Origin of the sequence: Bordetella sputigena (assembly GCF_965137885.1) — a bacterium.
Lineage (GTDB): Bacteria > Pseudomonadota > Gammaproteobacteria > Burkholderiales > Burkholderiaceae_B > Bordetella_C > Bordetella_C sputigena.
The window spans coordinates 20,280-35,764 of sequence record NZ_CBCSCA010000004.1; the positions used below are offsets into that span (position 1 = coordinate 20,280).

16 protein-coding genes are annotated in these 15,485 nt (G+C 65.7%); 10 read left to right on the top strand and 6 right to left on the bottom strand.

Annotated features, from left to right (window positions below):
* Nucleotides 1-149: 149 nt before the first annotated feature.
* The 6 genes from ACNA0R_RS08720 to lon all read left to right on the top strand — a co-directional run bounded on the left by ACNA0R_RS08720 (nucleotide 150) and on the right by lon (nucleotide 6,562).
* Entirely contained in the window at nucleotides 150-1,613 is a 1,464-nt protein-coding gene (locus ACNA0R_RS08720; RefSeq protein WP_415825583.1) for a DegQ family serine endoprotease, read from the top strand.
* Nucleotides 1,614-1,755: 142 nt separating this feature from the next.
* On the top strand, nucleotides 1,756-2,475 hold the full coding sequence (locus ACNA0R_RS08725; protein WP_415826051.1) for a peptidoglycan DD-metalloendopeptidase family protein: 720 nt from the start codon (nucleotides 1,756-1,758) through the stop codon (nucleotides 2,473-2,475).
* 17 nt (nucleotides 2,476-2,492) lie between these two features.
* Nucleotides 2,493-3,269 carry a hypothetical protein gene (locus tag ACNA0R_RS08730; RefSeq protein WP_415825584.1) on the top strand — a complete coding sequence of 259 codons (777 nt, stop codon included), beginning with the start codon at nucleotides 2,493-2,495 and terminating at the stop codon, nucleotides 3,267-3,269.
* Nucleotides 3,270-3,365: 96 nt separating this feature from the next.
* The gene (locus tag ACNA0R_RS08735; protein WP_415825585.1) at nucleotides 3,366-3,563 is read left to right on the top strand and encodes a hypothetical protein; all 198 of its coding nucleotides are present in this window, start codon (nucleotides 3,366-3,368) and stop codon (nucleotides 3,561-3,563) included.
* A 180-nt stretch (nucleotides 3,564-3,743) separates the two neighbouring features.
* Nucleotides 3,744-4,151, top strand: coding sequence for an Hsp20/alpha crystallin family protein (locus tag ACNA0R_RS08740; protein ID WP_415825586.1), 408 nt, complete (start codon nucleotides 3,744-3,746; stop codon nucleotides 4,149-4,151).
* A gap of 116 nt (nucleotides 4,152-4,267) precedes the next feature.
* Nucleotides 4,268-6,562, top strand: coding sequence for an endopeptidase La (gene lon / locus ACNA0R_RS08745; protein ID WP_415826052.1), 2,295 nt, complete (start codon nucleotides 4,268-4,270; stop codon nucleotides 6,560-6,562).
* Between the two features lie 77 nt (nucleotides 6,563-6,639).
* Here the strand turns inward: lon and ACNA0R_RS08750 are convergent, their stop codons facing one another.
* Nucleotides 6,640-7,401, bottom strand: a complete 762-nt coding sequence (locus ACNA0R_RS08750) for an ABC transporter permease (RefSeq protein ID WP_415825587.1) — start codon at nucleotides 7,399-7,401, stop codon at nucleotides 6,640-6,642.
* On the bottom strand, nucleotides 7,398-8,324 hold the full coding sequence (locus tag ACNA0R_RS08755) for an ABC transporter ATP-binding protein (RefSeq protein ID WP_415825588.1): 927 nt from the start codon (nucleotides 8,322-8,324) through the stop codon (nucleotides 7,398-7,400). The genes ACNA0R_RS08750 and ACNA0R_RS08755 overlap by 4 nt, the downstream gene beginning before the upstream one ends.
* 311 nt (nucleotides 8,325-8,635) lie before the next feature.
* Between ACNA0R_RS08755 and ACNA0R_RS08760 the strand changes: the two genes are divergently transcribed.
* From ACNA0R_RS08760 to ACNA0R_RS08770, 3 genes are all read left to right on the top strand, one after another.
* Complete coding sequence (locus ACNA0R_RS08760) at nucleotides 8,636-9,673, top strand: hypothetical protein (RefSeq protein ID WP_415825589.1); 1,038 nt, start codon at nucleotides 8,636-8,638, stop codon at nucleotides 9,671-9,673.
* 121 nt (nucleotides 9,674-9,794) lie between these two features.
* Nucleotides 9,795-10,622: an NADPH-dependent 7-cyano-7-deazaguanine reductase QueF gene (gene queF, locus ACNA0R_RS08765; protein WP_415825590.1), complete on the top strand. Its 828-nt coding sequence runs from the start codon at nucleotides 9,795-9,797 to the stop codon at nucleotides 10,620-10,622.
* Nucleotides 10,623-10,765: 143 nt separating this feature from the next.
* Nucleotides 10,766-11,320, top strand: a complete 555-nt coding sequence (locus ACNA0R_RS08770; protein WP_415825591.1) for a hypothetical protein — start codon at nucleotides 10,766-10,768, stop codon at nucleotides 11,318-11,320.
* A gap of 136 nt (nucleotides 11,321-11,456) precedes the next feature.
* Here the strand turns inward: ACNA0R_RS08770 and ACNA0R_RS08775 are convergent, their stop codons facing one another.
* Complete coding sequence (locus ACNA0R_RS08775; protein ID WP_415825592.1) at nucleotides 11,457-12,107, bottom strand: hypothetical protein; 651 nt, start codon at nucleotides 12,105-12,107, stop codon at nucleotides 11,457-11,459.
* A gap of 70 nt (nucleotides 12,108-12,177) precedes the next feature.
* Here ACNA0R_RS08775 and ACNA0R_RS08780 point away from each other — a divergent pair, with 70 nt between their 5' ends.
* Complete coding sequence (locus ACNA0R_RS08780) at nucleotides 12,178-12,570, top strand: hypothetical protein (protein WP_415825593.1); 393 nt, start codon at nucleotides 12,178-12,180, stop codon at nucleotides 12,568-12,570.
* A 68-nt stretch (nucleotides 12,571-12,638) separates the two neighbouring features.
* On the opposite strand, the gene ACNA0R_RS08785 is transcribed toward ACNA0R_RS08780, so the two are convergent.
* From ACNA0R_RS08785 to pgsA, 3 genes are all read right to left on the bottom strand, one after another.
* On the bottom strand, nucleotides 12,639-13,619 hold the full coding sequence (locus ACNA0R_RS08785; protein ID WP_415825594.1) for a Bug family tripartite tricarboxylate transporter substrate binding protein: 981 nt from the start codon (nucleotides 13,617-13,619) through the stop codon (nucleotides 12,639-12,641).
* 205 nt (nucleotides 13,620-13,824) lie between these two features.
* Nucleotides 13,825-14,916, bottom strand: a complete 1,092-nt coding sequence (locus ACNA0R_RS08790; protein ID WP_415825595.1) for a mandelate racemase/muconate lactonizing enzyme family protein — start codon at nucleotides 14,914-14,916, stop codon at nucleotides 13,825-13,827.
* Nucleotides 14,913-15,485, bottom strand: coding sequence for a CDP-diacylglycerol--glycerol-3-phosphate 3-phosphatidyltransferase (gene pgsA, locus ACNA0R_RS08795; protein WP_415825596.1), 573 nt, complete (start codon nucleotides 15,483-15,485; stop codon nucleotides 14,913-14,915). The genes ACNA0R_RS08790 and pgsA overlap by 4 nt, the downstream gene beginning before the upstream one ends.

The window sequence follows — 15,485 nt, forward strand, 5'->3', positions numbered from 1 at the left end:
CAGGGTTCCCGCTCGATTTTTCCGCTTGGTTTTTCCGCTTAAGTTTCGCCTAAGGATCGGGTTCGAAGATAGCGCCGTGTTCCAGGAGGCGCTCGCTGAAACGAGCGACTGGAACAAATGCCCACAGGACTAGCGCTCGAGGACCCGACATGAAATTCAAAACCTTCTCCCCCACCCGTTTGACGATGTCGCTGGTTGCGGCCGGCGTCATCGGCGCCACCGCGGCCGCCGGCATCATGGGCACCGCATCCCACGCGGAGAACGCGCCGCCCGCGCTGACCCAGCAGGTGCAACCGGCCGCCGGCACCATGTCGCTGCCGAACTTCGCGCAGATCACGCGCCAGTATGGCCCCGCGGTGGTGAACATCAGCGTATCGGGCACCAAGAAGGTCGCCCTGCAGCAGGATCCCTTCGCCCAGTTCTTCGGCGGCATGCCCGGCTTTCCCGGCATGCCCGGCCAGATGGGCCCCGGCGGCACGCGCGAAGTGCCGATCCGCGGCGAAGGCTCGGGCTTCATCATCAGCCCCGACGGTCTGATCCTGACCAATGCCCACGTCGTGCAGGATGCCAACGAAGTCACCGTCAAGCTGACGGATCGCCGCGAATACCGCGCCAAGGTCCTGGGCAGCGATCCAGTCACCGATGTGGCCGTGATCAAGATCGATGCCTCCCATCTGCCCGTGGTGAAGCTGGGCAACGTCGACGACGTGAACGTCGGCGACTGGGTATTGGCCATCGGTTCGCCCTACGGCCTGGAAAATACCGCGACCGCCGGCATCGTCAGCGCCAAGGGCCGGTCGCTGCCCGACGATACGTCGGTGCCTTTCATCCAGACGGACGTCGCGGTCAACCCCGGTAACTCCGGCGGTCCGCTGTTCAATACGCGCGGCGAAGTGGTCGGCATCAATTCGCAGATCTATACGCGCACCGGCGGCTTCCAGGGCTTGTCGTTCGCCATCCCCATCAACGTGGCCACCAAGATCAAGGATGAGATCGTGGCCCACGGCAAGGTGCGGCACGCCATGCTGGGCGTGACCGTGCAGGAGGTCAACCAGGAGCTGGCGAACTCCTTCAAGCTGGACAGCCCCACCGGGGCGCTGGTGGCCAGCGTCGAAAAAGGCAGCGCGGCCGACAAGGCGGGCTTGAAGTCCGGCGACGTCATCCGCGCGATCGACGGGCGTCCGATCGTCTCGTCCGGCGATCTGTCGTCGGTCATCACGCTGCAGGACCCCGGCCAGCGCGTGAAGCTGGATGTATGGCGCAACGGCAAGCCCATCGAAGTCACGGCCACGCTGGGCACCTACGGCAAGGCGGACGCCGTCGCGTCCGATGCGTCGCAAGGCGGGCAGCATGCCAAGCTCGGCCTGGCGCTGCGGCCCTTGACGCCGGACGAACAGGAACAGGCCGGCACGCAGGGCCTGCTGGTGGAACAGGCCGAAGGCGCCGCCGCCAAGGCGGGCATCCAGGCCGGCGACATCATCCTGTCCGTGAACGGGGTGCCGACGCGCAGCGTCAACGAAGTGCGCAGCGCCGTCGCCAAGGCCGGCAAGACCGCCGCCCTGCTGGTCCAGCGCGGCGACGGCAAGCTGTTCGTGCCGGTGCAGATCGGCTGATCCGGGCGCACTGGCCGGTTTCTTGGTACCCTTCGCGGGGGCGCCATCGTGGCGCCCATCGCAGAAGATCCGGAAACCTGTTTCGCCAGTGCCCGTCCTATCGTCATTTCACTCCCATCCGTCTTTCCCCGGCCATGCCGGGATCGGTTACGCCGGCCGAGCGCGGCGCCTGGCTTGCGCCGCGGTCCTGGCGCTGTTGCTGGCCGCCTGCGCATCGACGCCAGTCGGCCCCGGCTACTATCGCGTCAAATCAGGCGACACGCTGACGCAGATCGCGCGTGACAACAACCAGAGCATCGGCGATCTGATGCGCTGGAACAAACTGGAAAGCGCGAATCGCCTTGATGTCGGGCAGGTGCTGCGGGTGGCGCCGCCCGCCGGCGGCACGGACGCTTCGTCCCGTAGCGGTACCCGTTCTTCCTCGGCGGGCTCCTCCGGCAATGCGAAGCCGGCGAAGACGGAGCCGGCCAAGCCCGCCGACACGACGCCGCTGCGCGGCATCACGCTGGTCTGGCCCGCACAGGGCACGCTGGCCCAGCGGTTCAACGGTTCTTCGTCGCAAGGCCTGCGCATCGTCAACACGGCGGGCACGCCGGTCGTCGCGGCCGCGGCCGGCTCCGTGGCCTATGCCAGCAACGGGCTGCGCGGCTACGGCAATCTCGTCATCCTGCGCCATACGTCCGGATACCTGACTATCTACGCGCACAACCGCAAACTGCTGGTCAAGCAGGGCCAACAAGTCACGCAGGGCCAGCGGATCGCCGAAATGGGCGATAGCGATAGCAAACAGGTGGGGCTGTATTTCGAACTGCGCCAGAGCGGCAAGCCTGTCGATCCGGCCCGCGCGCTGCCGGCGCGCTAACTACTCTTTTGTTTTCCATGGCCCTGGTTCTGGCTCGCTTCATCTACGGTTTCTCGCTGTCCTGGATCGTCGCGGCGGTGCTTATCGCCGCCACGCTGCTCTGTATCCGGCTGGTCGGCATCGCCGTGGTGGCCTTCGAAGAAGAACACAAGGGCAATATCGCCGGGGCGGCGTGCGTCGCCGCAACCGTGGTCGGCGCGCTGGCCGCGATCGCCTGGCTGGGTCACCGCCTTTACGACGTGCTGGGCGCGTCGGCCCTGGTGGGCGGCACGTCGCATTGGCTGGCGGGCGGCAACACGCTCTCGCCCGCGGCCATTTTCGGCGCGCTGGCGGGTTTCGGGTGCCTGGCGGGCCTGCGCGGCTGGATGAACCGCCCGCCCCGCGATCCCGCCGAAGCCGCGGCCAAGGAAAAAGCCCGGGAAAAGGCGGCCAAGGAAAAGGCGGCGGCCAAGGCCGAACGCCGCGCGAAAGGCAGCGCGGAGGCTCCGGCCCGCAAAACGCGCGCGGCATCCTCTTCCCGCGCCAAGGCGAGCGCGCCGGTGCGCGGGCCGCGCATTCCACAACTGGGATGGAGCGCCCTCTTCCTGCTGCTGCTGGGCAGCGCCGTGCTGGCTTTCGCCTATGGCGTCTACCCGCTGTCCCTGCCGCCCGACGCCACCGCCGCCGCGACGCGCCTGTACCATGACATGGCGCCGCGCGCGCGGCCGGTCTACCTGACGGCGGCCGTGCTGCTGGGCGCGGGGGCCGTCCTGGCGCTGGCCTGGTTCTTCTGGCGCCGCCGGCCGGAAGACTAGTTGGCAAGGCTGGCTGGCAAGGCACATAACAAGAACGATTCTTATTATAAAATCACGCCATTCCAACGCCCATCCCGCCTAGAAGGACATCCCAGCATGCCCGGTTCGCACAAATTCTGGTTCGTATGGCGCGCGCCCCTGATCCTGGTGGCGCTGACCGCCTTCGGCCTGCTGGCCGCGCTACTGGGCTCTGATATCTGGCACTGGGCCTCCTGGGCCGCCCTGGCGGCGCCAGTCGGCGTGATTCTTTTCTACACGCTGCGCCGCCGGCCCCGCACCGGCGGCGCCGGCTAGCCGATCGCCCCTGGTTTTTGCCTCCCGAGCGCTGAAAGCCGGGACGCGGATGCGTCCCCGGCGGCATAGCTCCGTCCAGCGGAACGCTACATGCTGCGACCTGCTTTTCCGTCCGCGTGGCCGCCCTTGAAACGTTGCCGGGCGTCGCCATTTACACGGCATACCTCGTAGGCAAGAACCATGAGATCACGCGATTTGACGTCCTGGATGTGGGGCGACGCCCTCTCCATGCTGGAACAGGCGGAGCGCCTGCAACGGCAATTCTTTCGCGCCTGCACGGCGGACCCGCATGTCTGGGAGCCCCCCATCGATGTCATCGAGACGGCCGAGGCCGTCATCGTGCACATCGCGCTACCCGGTGTGCCGTCGTCGGCGATTACCGTGCGCTATCAATCCGATGGCGTGACGGTATCGGGCATGCGCCGCCTGCCGGCGTCGCAGGCCGCGCATATCCACCGCGTCGAAATCCCCTATGGGCGATTCGAACGCCGGATCGCCCTGCCGCTGGCCGCACTCGAACCCGATACACCCGAGATGTCGGATGGTTGCCTTGTATTGACGTTCAGGAAAAGAAAGGAAACGCCATGAAGCTTTGGCCCACCATGCAAGTGCGGACCGACGATGACCGCGTCAGCGCGGGCGGCTCCAGCGCGCCTGCCGGCGTCCAGGAGCAGCGCACCACCAAACCCCTGCCGCAGGATGCGATGATCCTGATCCCGCTGCGCGACGCGGTGCTGTTTCCCGGCGTGCTGTCGCCGGTGACCGTGCGCCGCCCCGCTTCGGTCGCCGCGGCGCAGGAAGCCGTCAAGAACGAAACGCCCGTCGGCTTCCTGCTGCAGCGCGACGCCAGCAAAACCGAGGTCGGCCCATCCGACCTGTACTGGGTCGGCACGCAAGGGCCGATCGTGCGCTACATCACCGGGCAGGACGATAGCCACCACATCGTCGTGCAGGGCCAGTCGCGCTTCCGCGTGCTGGAATTCCTGGAAGGCTGGCCGTACATGGTGGCGCGCGTCGCCATGGTCGAGCCGTCCGAAACCACCGATCCGCAGATCGAAGCGCGCTTCCTGCAATTGAAGGAACAGGCGGTGACCGCGATCGGCCTGCTGCCGCACGTACCCGACGAACTCGCCGGCGTGGTCCAGGGCGTGACTTCGCCCGCGGTGCTGGCCGACATGGTCGCCAACCTGATCGACGTGAAGGTCGAGGAAAAGCAGGACATCCTGGAAACCTTCGACCTGGGCCGCCGGCTCGACAAAGTGATCGAGCTGCTGTCGGCGCGCGTCAACGTCCTGAAGCTCAGCCGCGAGATCGGCGAAAAGACGCGCGCGCAGTTCGATGAGCGCCAGCGCGAACACGTGCTGCGCGAACAGCTGCGCCAGATCCAGAAGGAACTGGGCGAAGGCGACGATACGGCCGCGGAAGTCGAAGAGCTCAAGAACGCCATCGACAACGCCGGCATGCCCGAGGACATCCTTGCCCACGCGCGCAAGGAACTCAAGCGCCTGCAAAGGATGAGCGAAGGCGGCGGCGAGTACGCCATGCTGCGTACCTACCTGGAATGGCTGACCGAACTGCCGTGGAAGCAGGAGCCGCAGCCGCCCATCGATATCGCCGAGGCCCGCCGCATCCTGGACGAAGACCACTTCGGCCTGGAAAAGATCAAGCGGCGCATCCTGGAATACCTGGCCGTGCGCAAGCTGAATCCGCAGGGCAAGAGCCCGGTGCTGTGCTTCTCCGGCCCTCCGGGCGTGGGCAAGACGTCGCTGGGGCAGTCCATCGCACGTGCCACGGGACGCGCGTTCCAGCGCGTGGCGCTGGGCGGGGTGCATGACGAAGCGGAAATCCGCGGGCATCGGCGCACCTATCTGGGCGCGCTGCCGGGCAATATCATCCAGGCGATGCGCCGGGCCGGCACGAATAACGTCGTGCTGATGCTGGACGAGATCGACAAGCTGGGCGCCGGCGGCTTCCATGGCGATCCCGGCAGCGCGCTGCTGGAGGTCCTGGATCCGGAGCAGAACCACAAGTTCCGCGACAACTACCTGGGCGTGGATTTCGATCTGTCGCACGTCATGTTCATCTGCACGGCGAACGTCCTGGACACCATTCCCGGGCCGCTGCGCGACCGGATGGAGATCATCCAGCTGCCCGGTTATACGGAAGAAGAAAAGATCCAGATCGCCCGCCGCTACCTAGTCCGTCGCCAGCTCGAAGCGAACGGCCTGAAGCCCGAGCAGGCGGAAATCACCGACGACGCCCTGAAGGCCATCGTCGAGGACTACACCCGCGAGGCGGGCGTGCGGAACCTGGAGCGCGAGATCGGCTCCGTGTTGCGGCATGCCGCCATGCAGATCGCCGAAGGCCGCCAGCAAAGCGTGCGCATCGATGCGGGCGACCTGAGCGATCCGCTGGGACCTCGTCGCTTCGAAAACGAAGTGGCGCTGCGTACCAGCGTGCCGGGCGTGGCGACCGGCCTGGCGTGGACGCCGGTGGGCGGCGACATTCTGTTCATCGAAGCCAGCAAGGTGCCGGGCGGCGGCAGGCTGATCCTGACCGGTCAGCTGGGCGACGTGATGAAGGAGTCGGCCCAGGCCGCGCTGACGCTGGCCAAGACCTGGAGCGGCGACCCGCTGGACAAAGTGGACATCCACGTCCACGTGCCGGCTGGCGCCACGCCCAAGGACGGGCCCAGCGCGGGCGTGGCCATGTTCGTGGCCTTGGCGTCCCTGCTGAAGGGCACGCCGGTGCGTTCCGACGTGGCCATGACCGGCGAGGTCAGCCTGCGCGGCCTGGTGCTGCCGATCGGCGGGGTAAAGGAAAAAACCCTGGCCGCGCTGCGCGCCGGCATCACCACGGTGATGCTGCCGCGCCGCAACGAGAAGGACCTGGACGACGTGCCGAAGGAAGCCCGCGACAAACTGCGGTTCGTGCTCCTCGATCGCGTCGAGGACGCCCTGGAGGTCGCGCTGGAGAAGGAAGCCGTACCCGCGGCTTAGGCGACTTGCGCGACCGCCATGCAAGAAGGCCCCGGATCGCTCCGGGGCCTTTTTTTAACCGCCGCGCCAGGGCGTCGTCAGGTTTTCAGCCGATACCCCGTCTTGAAGATCCAGCGCACCGCGACCATACAGACCACCAGGAACACCAAGGTCATGCCCAGGCTGACGCCGACGTGCACGTCCGCCACGCCGAAAAAGCTCCAGCGGAAACCGCTGACCAGATAAACCACCGGATTGAACAGCGTCACCGCGCGCCAGAAGTCCGGCAGCATATTGATGGAATAGAAGCTGCCGCCCAGGAACGTCAGCGGCGTCACCACCATCAGGGGAATCACCTGCAGCTTTTCAAAGCCGTCGGCCCAGATGCCGATGATGAAGCCGAACAGGCTGAAGGTCACCGACGTCAGCACCAGGAAGCCGACCATCCACAGCGGATGCGCGACGCTGAAGGGCACGAAGAGGCGTGCCGTGACCAGCATGATCGTGCCCAGGATGATGGACTTCGAGGCGGCGGCGCCGACATAGCCGATGACGATCTCCACATAGGAGATCGGCGCCGAGTGGATCTCGTAGATCGTGCCGGTGAAGCGCGGCATGTAGATGCCGAACGATGCGTTGGCGATGCTTTGCGTCAGCAGGGCCAGCATGATCATGCCGGGCACGATGAAGGCCCCGTAGCTGACGCCGTCGATGTTCACCATGTGCGACCCGATGGCGGACCCGAAGACCACGAAGTACAGCGACGTGGAAATGACGGGCGACGCCACGCTTTGCATCATGGTGCGCCACATGCGGTGCATTTCGAAAAGGTAGATGGCGCGTATGGCGTAGATGTTCATGATCGGGCCTGGACCAGGCTGACAAAGATTTCTTCCAGCGAGCTTTCCGACGAGCGCAGGTCGGTGAATTCGATGCCCGCCTCTTCCAGCTTGCGCAGCAGCGTCGCGATGTCGGCGGCGCCGGCCTGGTTGTCGTAGGTATAGACCAGTTCATGGCCCTCGCCGGCCAGGTCCAGCGTGTAGCCGTCCAGCGCCGCCGGCAGCGCTGACAGCGCGGCCTTCAGCGTCAGGGTCAGCTGGCGCTTGCCCAGCTTCTTCATCAAGGCGTTTTTCTCTTCGACCAGGATGATTTCCCCGCTGCGGATGACGCCCACGCGGTCGGCCATTTCCTGGGCTTCCTCGATATAGTGCGTGGTCAGGATGATGGTGACGCCCTGGTCGCGCAGGCGCCGCACCATTTCCCACATACCGCGTCGCAATTCGACGTCGACGCCCGCGGTGGGCTCGTCCAGAAACAGGATACGCGGCTCATGGGACAAGGCCTTGGCGATCATGACGCGTCGCTTCATGCCGCCGGACAGGGCCATGATGCGGGTGTCTTTCTTGTCCCACAGGGACAGGTCGCGCAGCACGCGTTCGATGTGCGCCGGATTCGCCGGCTTGCCGAACAGCCCACGACTGAAGCTGACCGTGCTCCACACGCTTTCGAACGCATCGGTGTTCAGCTCCTGCGGCACCAGGCCGATGCTGGCGCGCGCGGCCCGATAGTCGCGGACGATGTCGTGCCCATCCGCCAGGACCGTGCCCTGGCTGGGATTCACGATGCCGCAGATGATGCTGATCAACGTCGTCTTGCCCGCGCCGTTCGGCCCCAGCAGCGCGAAGATCTCGCCACGCCGGATATCCAGATCGACATTCTTCAATGCTTGCAATCCGGACTTGTATGTCTTGGACAGGCCCCTGACGGAAATGATCGGATCCACGCCGTTCCTCGCCACATTCGATGCGGGGATTCTACCCGCGCCGCGTGACAACGCGGCGCGCCGCGGTCGGGACGGCAAGGTCGGGGGCGGCTCATGCGCGGGCCCATCGGCCATCGGAATCGCCGCCACGCCATGTCGGCCGAATTGCGCCAAACGCGCGGATATACGCAAAAGCAGGCGCAAAACAGGGAATTTCCCCCGAGTATCCGGGCAAATCGACGCGGAACGGTTTACCGTCCGGCCGCCCTCAGGAGCTGTCGCTTTTCTCAAGCGTCGACTTTACCGACATATCACTTCAAGGAAACCAAACAATGATCGCGCATCCCGTGACGGCGCCGTCATACGACCTGGACACGGCTTTCGATCCCGCGCCTGAGCCATTCCTCCCGAGCCTGGGACCGGATGGCGCGACCGGAGCGGCGGAAGGCTTTACCCGATACACGCCGTCGATCGCGAACGAGCCCGCGCTGAACAGCCCCTTCGCGCCCGGGTCGCACGCCGCTATTGACGCCGCCGGCGAGATGCCGGTCGGCGCGCTTTTCGCCCAGGGCGCGATCCCGGCCGCGGCGGCATCGTCCCCGCGAGCCGGGGGTGGGCCATTCACAGACGCATTAACCGGCACGGCAGGGGAACGTTCACGGGCTCGCGACGCCACACGAACCGTCGCTTTGCATCGCGACGTCCTGCTTCGGACTATCACCCAAGGAGATCTGCCAATGAGCGTCATCAGCCCCACCACGCTATTTTCCGCGCCCCAGCCTGTCCAATCACCAGAACAGGGGGCCATCGCGCCTGGCAAGACGGACGCGCCGGCGCGCGAGCCGGTAGCGGCAACACGGCCGGACCACGCGGCGGCCGAAGTATTCGCCGGCCATATGCAGGCAGAGACGGCAGCGCCCGAACCGGCGCCGGAGGCTGGCCGAATCCCTGGCCGGCCCGCCGAGATCGACGCCATGGCAGCGGTGGAAAGAATCGCCAGGCAGTGGGAAAAAGACGGCGTGGACCCCGCCTGGATCCAGCTCATCCGCAGCCCGGACATCTGGCAGATGGCGCGTTTCGAGGGGCTCCCCGCCCTGGTAAAACTGGGCGAGGATCTCCAGCGCACGGGCGAATTTTCCACGTTGCGCGCGCAGGCGATCAAACGCCTGCGCGGCACGCAAAGGTGGCAGCTCATGCTGGATAACCGCGTGGCGGAGAATCCGGGGATCCCCCGGTGGCGACTCGATCACCAGTTGGTGCAAGAGCTGTTCAGCTGGAAGGACGACACGCCCAGGGACAACACCAGGGTCCTGGACCGGATCATCAACGCACGCGCGATAGCCGATGGGGCCGACCCCCGGCCTGCCTAGACGGCAGCGGGCACGCCAGGCGTTGATACCGGTCCGCGAATGTGTCGCGCGCGGGCGCGGCGCCTGGCGCCGCGCCGGCCTAAAATAGCCGTGTTTCGACGCCTTGCCGCATTTCCCCTCCATGAACCTAGACCATGCCCCGCTGGGACACGACACGCCCTACCCCAGCCAGTACGACGCCAGCCTGTTGTTTCCCATCGAACGTTCCGCCAATCGCGCGGCGATCGGCGTGGCCGCGCCGCTGCCTTTCCATGGCGCCGACATATGGAATGCGTATGAACTGTCGTGGCTGAACGCCAAGGGCAAGCCGCAGGTCGCCATCGGCCGATTCACTGTGCCGGCCGATACGCCGCGCATCATCGAATCGAAGTCGTTCAAGCTGTACCTGAATTCGCTGAACCAGACCCGCTTGCCCGACGCGCAAGCGTACATGGAGCGCGTCCAGCGCGATGTAAGCAACGCGGCCGGGGGCCCGGTGCGCCTGGCCTTGATCGCGCCCCACGAGTTCCGCGACGAAAGCATCACCGAGCTGCCTGGCGAAACGCTGGATGACCTGGATATCGCCATCGAAGCCTATACGCCGGCGCCGGATCTATTGCGCTGCGAATCTGGCGCGCCGGTCGTCGAAGAAACCTTGACTTCCGACCTGCTGAAGTCGAACTGCCCCGTCACCAGCCAGCCTGACTGGGGTAGCGTGCAGATCCGCTATCAGGGTCCCAAGCTGGACCGCGCCGCCCTGCTCGCCTACATCGTGTCCTTTCGCCAGCACGCGGAATTCCATGAACACTGCGTGGAGCGCATCTTCACCGACCTGATGGCGGCCTGCCGCCCATCACGACTGTCGGTATATGCGCGCTATACGCGCCGCGGCGGCCTGGACATCAACCCGTGGCGCGCCACGCCAGGCTGGGCCGGCCCCGCCACTGGCGTACGCAGCGCCCGGCAATAGCGCGCTGTCCCGCCCCGTTCCATTGCCAGTCGCGAACCGATTAACCGGGACGAGCAGGATCGGTTCGCACGGCGAAGTTCCCCAGCAAGCTGGCGCCCGCCAGGGCGTCATTTCTTACAAAGCTTGCTGAAAGGAACTACACAATGAGTATCGAAAACACCGCGTCCGCGGCCTATGCGCCGATGGACTTCACTGTCCCGGCACACCAGCCAGAGACGAATGCGGACGCTTACGGCCGCGGGCGCCGGCATGCCGGCGGGTCGATGGAACAGTCCAAGGACAACACGGCCGCCGCGGCATTTGCCGGCTATAACCCGCCGGTGGCGCCACCCTCGGAAAAGCTCGGCGCGGCGGAACAGATATTCGACTTCACGCTGAACCGCGCGCTCGACCTGGCCTTGCCCATGAGCGGGCTATACGACAGGGCAAAATGCCTCTATCAGAGCATCAAGGAAGGCATTGCCGGGCCACCCGGCACCAAGCCTGCGAACAATACGGCGGCGGACCCTGTCGCGTTATCCACCGGAAGGCCCCGGCGGCCAACGGGGCTGAACCCCGTGCAGGTCGACGCGCGGCAGCAGAGCCCGGCGCGGCGTGCGGACAGGGGCCACCCACTGGCTGACTGGATATCGGCACGGGAAGCCAAGCTGTATCGGGAAATACTGGACGTCAGGCAGCGGGTCAACCAGCGCGCATAGCATTCGAGGATAGCGATACGCGCCCTGGCCTGCTCCCCCGGGGGATATGCGCACCGCCACGCAGTAATAAATAAGGTGGCAAGGCGGTGCGCAAGGACGGCCAGCTTCCCCAGAATGGCGTTACTGGCCGCCCGTATCAGGCCCGTACGGCATCGAGGCGGGCAATCAGGTTCGCCGTGCCTGGCCCGAAGGCGGCGATGGCCAGCCCCTTGGTTGCCGTGGAGCTGTCCCCTGGCACGAGCGCGTCAATGGCGGTGCGGGCGTCCTTGGCCAAGAGCGTCGCCCCGGGGATGAAGACGTCGGCGACCATCTTGGCGCCGATTCCCATGCCATTCGCCACTTGGTCGACGAAGCTGGCCGAACCGGCATCTTCCGTGGCGTTGTAGTTCGCGAACGCATCGGCTGCCGTATTGCCGTTTCCGCAGCGCCCGGCGCTGTTTTCCGGCTTGCCGCTCATCGCGTCGCCGATGGCGTCGACCATCGCAGGTACGGCGCCGAACCCGATGACAAAAGCGGCGGATTTGATAATGTCCATTTCAGTCCCAACAGGTGATAGATCAAAACAGATGCCTCGGAAAGGCATCGGGGGCTGAGGAACCGGGCGCTGGAATTGATCTTGGCCAAAAGCGGTGAATGCGTCCGCGAATCTCGGCGCCGTCGCGCTGTCCATCCCCGCATCGGCGACCTGCCGGCTTGAGACTGGCGCGGTTCCTTGGCAGCCGGCCGAAAAACGCGCACCGTCGTGATTCCAGGACGAATGAACCGCTATTGGCAGGATCGGTTCCATCGCCCGGGTTCCTCAGACCGGGATGCTTATGCCGCATCCTTGTCGACATACCGCTTATAGGAACAGAACGATGACCATAGGAAGTCTCCCGCCCGCTGTCCCCTCGTCGGATTGCCCGCTGCCCCTGGCGTGCAAGGCAAAACAGGATGCGGCCGGGGTGGCCCGGGATGCCTTCGCGCATTATGTCGTGCCAAAGGACATCGTCATCCACCATGCCGCGCAGCTGAATCCGGCCCCACCCAGCGGCGCCTGCAAGGCGTCAGCCAAGTTCGCGCGGTACGCGGCCAATACCGTCAGGGAGCTCGCCTTCACGCCGCCCGCCGCCTATGCCCTCAAGGCGGCCCTCGAAGGCAGCAAATCATTGACGAACGAGTTCGTGGAACTGGCACTCTCGCCGGTCGCGTATGTGGGCCAGAAGCTGGGAAACAAGATCGCGCGCGAGATCATGAACCAAAATACGTGAAGCCGCATGGCGTGCGCGCATGCGCCGCCCGCCATGCGGCTTCACGATAGGATCCCGACCAGGGCCGCTTACTCCGGCTGGATATTGTTGGCCTTGATGATGCGCGCCCATTGCACGCTGTCCCGTTCGGCCAGCGCCGCCAGTTCGGCGGGGCTGGTGGCCTGGGGTTCCACGCCCAGCTCGCGCAGCTTGGCCGCCACGGTGGGGTCCGCCACCGTCCGGCGGATCGCCTGGTTGATCTGATCGATCGTGGCCGCTGGCGTCTTGGCGGACACATAGATGCCGCTCCAATTGTTCAGCAGGTCCATGCCCGGTATCCCCTCCTCCTCGAATGTCGGAATGTTGGGGAACAGCTGGCTGCGCTTGGGTGACGCGATCGCCAGGCCCTTCAGCCCCCCGGACTTGACCAGCGCCTGAATGCCCGGCACATCGCCCACGAATGCGTCCACATGGCCGCCCATCAGGTCGGAGATCGCCGGCGCGGCGCCTTTTTCGGGTACGTGCAGGAACTGCACCTTGGTCTTTTCCGTCAACAGCGCGATGGCCATGTGGGGCATGCTGCCGATGCCGGACGAGGCGAAATTCACTTGCCCGCCCTTGCGCGCATTGGCGACGAACTCCTTGGCGTCCTTGGCCGGGTTCTTGGGGTTCACGACCAGCATTTCCGGCGTGTTGACCACCAGCGACACCGGCGCGAAATCCTTTACGTTATAGGCCAGCTTGGGATACAGCGAGGGATTGATGGTGATCGCGCCCGCGGTGGTGATCCACAGGGTTTTGCCATCCGCGGGCTCATGCAGCACATACTGCGCGGCCACGGCGCCATTGCCGCCGGGACGGTTCTCCACGACGACGTTCTGCTTCAACTCCTTGCCCAACTGCTCGCTGATCACCCGCGCCATCAGGTCGGAAGGACCGCCGGCCGGAAATGCCACGACCAGACGCACGTAACTGCCCTGCGCCAGCGCGGCGCCGACGGGGACGGCAAGCAATGCCAGGGTGGACAGGACGGCCGGCGCGCAACGCCTGGCCCAGGTGGTGAATGCCATGATGTCTCCTGATGGCTTGTTGGATTTGTCGTCGACGAGTGTTGGCGCTTACGGCCTTGCATGCAAGATCGAGGCGACGCACTGTCCAGCTGGCGGACAGTGCACGCGCCACGGCCGGCAGGCACCGTCCCCGCCGTCATCGAATGCCAGTTGCCCGCTTGCCGATGCGCGTGACGACATCACGGGCCTAAGCGCCCGCGCGACATCAGCGGACGGCGCACTTCTCCACCAGCGCCATGTCCGGATCGCGCCCCAGGCCGGGCCCCGTGGGCACCGCCACCCGAGCGTCCGACGCCTGTACCGCATCGCCCAGCGGGTTCACGTCTATGGTGCAGTAGCAGTATTCCAGCTCGATTTCTTCTTCCAGGGCGGCCAGTACGTGGACGGTGGCCAGCAGGCCGGGGCCGACGTAGGGGGAATGCGGCGCCAGCTTGACGCCGTACTCCCGCGCCAGCGCGGCAATACGCATCAGTTCGGATATCCCGCCGACCTTGGTCGCGCTGGGTTGGGCGTAATCGACCGCGCCGGCTTCGAACATGGCCTTGAATTCCAGATAGCCCGCGGCGTTTTCCCCGGCGGCGGTCGGCACGGGCGCCTCGCGGCGCACGCGCGCCAGGCTCGCATGGTCCTCCGGCGGGAACACGGGCTCTTCCAGCCAGTGCAGGTCCAGGTCCTTCATCTGGCGCGCCATGGAGATCGCCTGCTCGGCGGTCCACGGACAGTTCGTATCCACCGTCAGCCTGATGCCGGCGCCGATGGCTTCGCGCGCGCGGCGAACCTGTTCGACACCGATTTCATGCAGCTTGATGGTGGTATAGCCTTCCGCCACCGCGCGGGCGGAATTGCGCGCCACGAGGTCGGGATCGGTATAGCGCATCAGGCTGGCATAGGCCGGCACGCTGGCGCGCCGCTGTCCGCCCAGCAATTCGGCGACCGGCTTGCTGGCGGTCTTGCCGGCCAGATCCCACAAAGCGATGTCCAGGCCCGACAAGGCATACATGACCGGGCCGGAGCGGCCCAGCAAGTGGAACTTGCGCGACAGGTCGTTCATCAGGCCGGCAATATCGGCTTCGTCGCGGCCCACGGCCATGGGCGCGACCAGCGCCTCGATGGCCGCCTTGGTGGCCGGCCAGACGGCGAAGCCGAAGGCCTCGCCCCAACCCACCAGGCCCTGGTCCGTTTCGACGCGGATAAGCAGCATCTCCATTTCCCGCGGCTTGCCCGCCAGCATCGGCTTGGGCCCGCCGATGTCGAACGGCATGGACAGCGGGATCGCGGAAACGGATCGGATGGTCATAGGCTTTTTTCGCGGATGGCCGGCCAGGCGCGCTGCAGGTAGTACAGCATCGACCACACCGTCAGGATCGCGGCGATGAAGATCAGGATATTGCCCAGCACCCGGGTGCTAATGCCATGTATGGGCTGGTAGTACAGCAGGCAGGGAATCGCGACCATCTGCGCCGCCGTCTTGAACTTGCCCAGGCGATGGACCGCGACGCTCGCGCTGGCGCCTATTTTCGCCATCCATTCGCGCAGGGCGGAAATGGTGATTTCCCGGCCGATGATGATCAGCGATATGTAGGCGTCCACCCGTCCCAGGTACAGCAGCACGATCAGCGCCGCGCTGACCATCAGCTTATCGGCCACGGGATCCAGGAAGGCGCCGAAGGCCGAGGTCTGGTTCCATTTGCGGGCCAGCCAGCCATCGAACCAATCGGTCAGCGCCGCGATGATGAATGCCGCGGCCGCGAACATGTCCCGGTGGGATTCCGCCAGCCAGCTGGCAGGCAGGTAGAACAGCCCGACGACCAGCGGGATCATGGCGATACGCAGCCACGTCAGGATTATGGGAACGTTAATAGGCAT